A 4365-nucleotide genomic window follows, 5' to 3' on the forward strand; every position below is an offset into this window, starting at 1 on the left:
ATGTTTTTCGCAGCATCGTTGTGTCTTGGGATCCGACGGCGCTAGCCCAATGCCATCTACTTTGGCACTAAACGGGTGGCGTTTGTAGCGGTGCGGCGCAAGCCGCCCGGTCAAAATCGAACGTTTTACTCGCTGCAACCGGGCGGCTTGCGCCGCACCGCTACCCAAAGTAGATGGCATTGGGCGCTAGCCGCTGCGTTATCGCTTCGCTTTTTAGGTAGCTAAGCAGCTAGGCAACATCGAGGTGGTCCTGCCAAACTCCTTTTGCACGAAGTAGTCGTTCCACTAATTCTCGCACCGCCCCGTGGCCGCCCTGTTTTTGCAGCACCCAGTGAGCCGCTTCGCGTGCGTCGGTGGCGGCGTCGGCGGGGGATACCGCCAGTGCCACCCGCTTCATCACGGCAATGTCCGGCAAATCGTCGCCGATATAGCAGACGTGTTCTGGACGGCATCCGATGGTGTCAAACAGTGATTGCGCGGCAGGCCATTTTTTTCGAACCCTTGGGCAACATGCTCAATCCCCAGCTCGGCAGCTCGTTTTTTGACCGCGTTTCCTTGACGTGCCGACAAGATGGCAAACGAGAATCCAGACCGCATCCACAGTTTGATTCCCAAACCATCACGAACGTGAAATCGTTTGGTTTCGACACCATGGTCGTCGTAGACAATGCGTCCATCGGTCATCACGCCATCGACATCGGAAATGATGCAGGTGATCGGTTCGGCAATCGATGCGTCGGTAGAAAGCTTGGTAGGCATATACGAGGGCTACTGGTTGAAACTTAAGATTGCGGGTTCGTCTTGGGGGCCCAACATGCCTGCGATGTCCGTGATGTCAATCAATCCAATCGGGCGGCGTTGATGATCCAGTACCGGCAGCTCGCTAATTCGACGACGTGACATGATTGCCAATGCATCTTGCAGTAGCATGCCGCTCGATGCGGTGGTCGGATTTGCGGTCATGCGGTTAGCGATGGTCTCATCCAACGCAATGTCGTTGCGAGTTTCTAGAATGCGTGCCAGGTCGCTGTCGGTAAAAATACCGACCAACTGTTTTGATTCGTTGACCAACATCACGGCGCCCGTGCGGCGACCATTTTTCGAAGCACGCACCATGGCTTCACGCACCGTGATGTCGCTGGTGGCAATCCGGCAAGCATCCAAACCTCGCATGATCTGGTCCACTGTCGCCAATTTGCGTCCCAAGGCACCGCCCGGATGGAATTTGGCAAAATCTTGAGGCGTGAAGCAACGCAGTCGACTCGCCAGCATCGCAATTCCGTCTCCGACCGCCATCATGACCGCGGTGCTCGATGTCGGTGCCAGTCCGTTCGGGCAGGCTTCGTTGTGTTTTCCGATCGCTACGGTACAAGTTGCTGCCGCAGCCAGTGGATTGTCGTTGGTCGCAGTGATCGCGATCAAGCCCGCGGAATGTTCACGAAGATGCGGCGCGATGCGGACCACCTCCTCGCTACGTCCCGAATTGGAGATTGCCCACACCAAATCGTGCGGTCGCACGCGTCCAAGATCGCCATGGACCGCTTCGGACGGATGCAGGAAATGAGCGGGGGTGCCAGTGCTAGCAAGCGTGGCGACTAATTTTTTTCCCACCAAGCCTGCTTTTCCGACGCCCGTGACCATCACCGACCCCTCGCACTGGGAGGTCATTTCTGCGGCGCGGACCGCGTCGGCCCCCAGCGTATTGGCGGCCGATAGAATCGCATGTCCCTCGATCGAGACGATTTCACGCAACATGCGCAGCCGTTCAATCAGCGTTTCGGGCAGCGAAACGCTGGTCGCGGCGGATGAAGTGGCGAGGGGAAGTTTTTCAGCTGCGGACACGTCGATACCTTCCTTGGTACTTCGAGGCCGTTCAATCAGAACAGGGCAAGAGTGGGAGCCGATCCTAACGAGAATAGAGCGATCAAGCCAAGAGGAGATCGGCCGTCAGTTTTTGATCGCTTCGATGCAAATGGACTTTGACGCACCGCCCCGGAAGTTCTCCTGGCCTCAGCCCGAGGGACTGAGGCCAAGAAAACCAATGAAATGGAGGGTGGGCAGTCCGGTCGTTTGTTCGGATCCAGTGACGGTTCCTCGCAAATGATCAGACCGTTGTCTCGGCACGATCCAAGTCGCTCGACATGCCCTTCGCACTGCGGCTCAGGACCGGACCAGCGTGATCGCGGCTCGCTCGTGATCAAGCGACTTGTTGACCAAGTCACGACGAATGGCAGCAAGTGGGTTGAGGTCGCCCGATTGCAAGCATCCTCGCAAACGGTCCCCCAATACATTTTGTGTGCCGCCGTCGAGCCGCATACCTTGATTGTATGCTAGCAATGTTTCGCCAGGCAGCAGCGAAAACGAATCGAGGGTGGGGCGGGCGGCCAAGTGAGTTCCGAGCGGTTCGCTGCGGCCATCGATCAGCGGGCGGTAACCATAGCGGCTGCTGATCATCGCCATCATGTCGCCACACGATGCAAAATTGCCTTCGCCGGTTTCGGGATCGATGTGCAGGTACAGCATCGACATCAATTGGTCGCCGGCATTGGTTTGCCAGAGGGTGTCGTTGATCCGTTGCAGCATCTGGGAAACCGTGTGACGATAACTGCTGTGCGCCGTGACCGCGGCTCGCGCGACAGCGGTTTGAATCGCGCCGCGAACGGTTCGATCGGGCGAGTCGGCCATTGCCATCATCAACGTTCCGTCGGGCAACACATCCCAGGTGTGGAATCCAGTCGCCCACGATTGTGGCGATTCAATCAGCCCATCGGCACGCCATCCCGGTGCCAAGTCGTTGCCGATCGGCAAACTCAAGTGTTGCCATTCGCTAATGTCGCGGACGGAATCTTGTTGGTTGCTTGATGGATTTTGTCGCTGATCGATTGCGGCACGCGACAATTCTACGCTCAGGTGCGATGCCGCTAATCGTCCCGCAGCCGCTTCCGCTTTGCCGAACGTGCGAACCTCGTCGCTAAAAATCCAAAGCGTTCCAATCGGTACTTCTTCGTCGGTGATCGCTGCACAGATCCCTGCGGCAAACGGTTCGGGGCTGTTCCACGTATCGATTCCTCCGGCCAGGAAGTTGTCTGCGGTGACAACGCCTCGCACCATTGCTTCGAGATCGCCGCGACTGCCTCGCAGTTCACGCGGTGATTCTTCGATTCGACTCTCAGGCAGCCCATGGGTCGCTCGCGCCTTCAAAATTTGCGTGTCTTCATCGAGCAGGTACATTGCGGCGGCGCTACAACCGGTGGCTTCGCACGCATTTTGTAAGATCGCTTCGATGTTTTTCAATAGCTTGGATTGAAGGTCCGCTCCGGGGACAATCGCGGCGCGAGCGGCCAATTCCATTTCTTGTCGACGTAGCGATTCACGTGATCGATGGAGTTGGTTGGCCAGCATTGCCGCGGATTCCGCCAATCGCAACGCACTGGTTTTGGTTACCGTGGGAGACGAATCACTCGGGTCCGAGATCGTATCGGTGTTCACGCTTGGCAACAGCTCGATCTCGTTGCCGGTGCGCCGTCGCGAAGGATCGATTCGCCAACCAGTGGCGTCGCCAAAGACATGCCAGAAATGTGAAACCACATCGGCTGATGGATCAAGATCAGGCGCGGCGGGCGAGGCGGGACCTTTGTGGATACGCAAGTAGTTGGGGATAGTCTTAGTCACGTTCATCGATGCTCTGGAGTGGATGGGATCGCTGAGAAACGGTGGGTGGCGATCCATGCCAGAGTGAGAATTACGCAGGGCGGGGCAACGTTATCCATCGCTGCCCTAACCGAGATCGGCAAGGCGGCATGGATTTACTAAGCCGAATGACTGATAAGAATTACGGAAATTACCAAGTCGCCGGCGCAACATGGATCATCGGCAAATTCCACAAAATCAATCGATCGTTTATCGCTCCGCGATCCGAACGTGTTCATCTCGCCCATCGCTTTCGCTTCCCGCCGGATCTGCGTCGCTATCGCGACTTGATCCGGCCTACATCGAAGCAGGTAGGCAGGGATTTTTGGGTGAAATCCCGTGAGCCGTTTGGACGCTAGCGGCTTGTTGATTTAATCGAAATGCAAATCGCATTGGTGAGCCGAGGGCCGTAAGAGAACGTCCGGTTTAGGCCAGAGGCCGATACATCCTCTGCCGTGGCCGTAAGGCCACGGGATGTAGCGAATGAGCATTCTGGTAAGGCACCGGGCAATGCGTGGAACCCGGCTGCTGACGCGCGAGCGGCTCATTAAATCCACAGCCCGCAAGCGGCAAAACGCGACGCTGTGAAGCATTTCTTTTTATACGGAAAACGCGAATTCACTGTAGCGAAAGTCGCAGAGACTTTCGGCCACGCCAGTAAAGCCGAAACTCTCT

6 protein-coding genes are annotated in these 4365 nt (G+C 56.9%); 1 reads left to right on the forward strand and 5 read right to left on the reverse strand.

Going from position 1 to position 4365, the window contains the following annotated elements:
• The 5 genes from RMSM_RS43165 to RMSM_RS31825 all read right to left on the reverse strand — a co-directional run.
• Window positions 1-180: hypothetical protein (locus tag RMSM_RS43165; protein ID WP_040770608.1), on the reverse strand; the 180-nt coding region annotated here is incomplete at its 3' end.
• 49 nt (window positions 181-229) lie between these two features.
• The gene (locus tag RMSM_RS43170; protein WP_315850165.1) at window positions 230-469 is read right to left on the reverse strand and encodes a hypothetical protein; all 240 of its coding nucleotides are present in this window, start codon (window positions 467-469) and stop codon (window positions 230-232) included.
• A complete protein-coding gene (locus RMSM_RS31815; RefSeq protein WP_008707347.1) occupies window positions 397-759 on the reverse strand; it encodes an HAD family hydrolase in 363 nt (120 codons plus the stop codon). Before RMSM_RS31815 ends, RMSM_RS43170 begins: the two co-directional genes overlap by 73 nt.
• A 9-nt stretch (window positions 760-768) precedes the next feature.
• Entirely contained in the window at window positions 769-1842 is a 1074-nt protein-coding gene (locus RMSM_RS31820; protein ID WP_008707349.1) for a KpsF/GutQ family sugar-phosphate isomerase, read from the reverse strand.
• Window positions 1843-2160: 318 nt separating this feature from the next.
• A complete protein-coding gene (locus tag RMSM_RS31825; RefSeq protein ID WP_160168419.1) occupies window positions 2161-3672 on the reverse strand; it encodes a SpoIIE family protein phosphatase in 1512 nt (503 codons plus the stop codon).
• Between the two features lie 146 nt (window positions 3673-3818).
• Between RMSM_RS31825 and RMSM_RS41515 the strand changes: the two genes are divergently transcribed.
• Window positions 3819-4049 (forward strand): hypothetical protein, encoded by a 231-nt coding sequence (locus tag RMSM_RS41515; RefSeq protein WP_040770612.1) that lies wholly within the window; start codon window positions 3819-3821, stop codon window positions 4047-4049.
• The last annotated feature ends 316 nt before the right edge of the window (window positions 4050-4365 follow it).

Origin of the sequence: Rhodopirellula maiorica SM1 (assembly GCF_000346295.1) — a bacterium.
GTDB lineage: Bacteria > Planctomycetota > Planctomycetia > Pirellulales > Pirellulaceae > Novipirellula > Novipirellula maiorica.

Bases quoted from the DNA above. Each gene is read 5' to 3' on its own strand.
- RMSM_RS31815 (WP_008707347.1), bottom strand. From the start codon at position 759: ATGCCTACCAAGCTTTCTACCGACGCATCGATTGCCGAACCGATCACC.
- RMSM_RS41515 (WP_040770612.1), top strand. From the start codon at position 3,819: ATGACTGATAAGAATTACGGAAATTACCAAGTCGCCGGCGCAACATGG.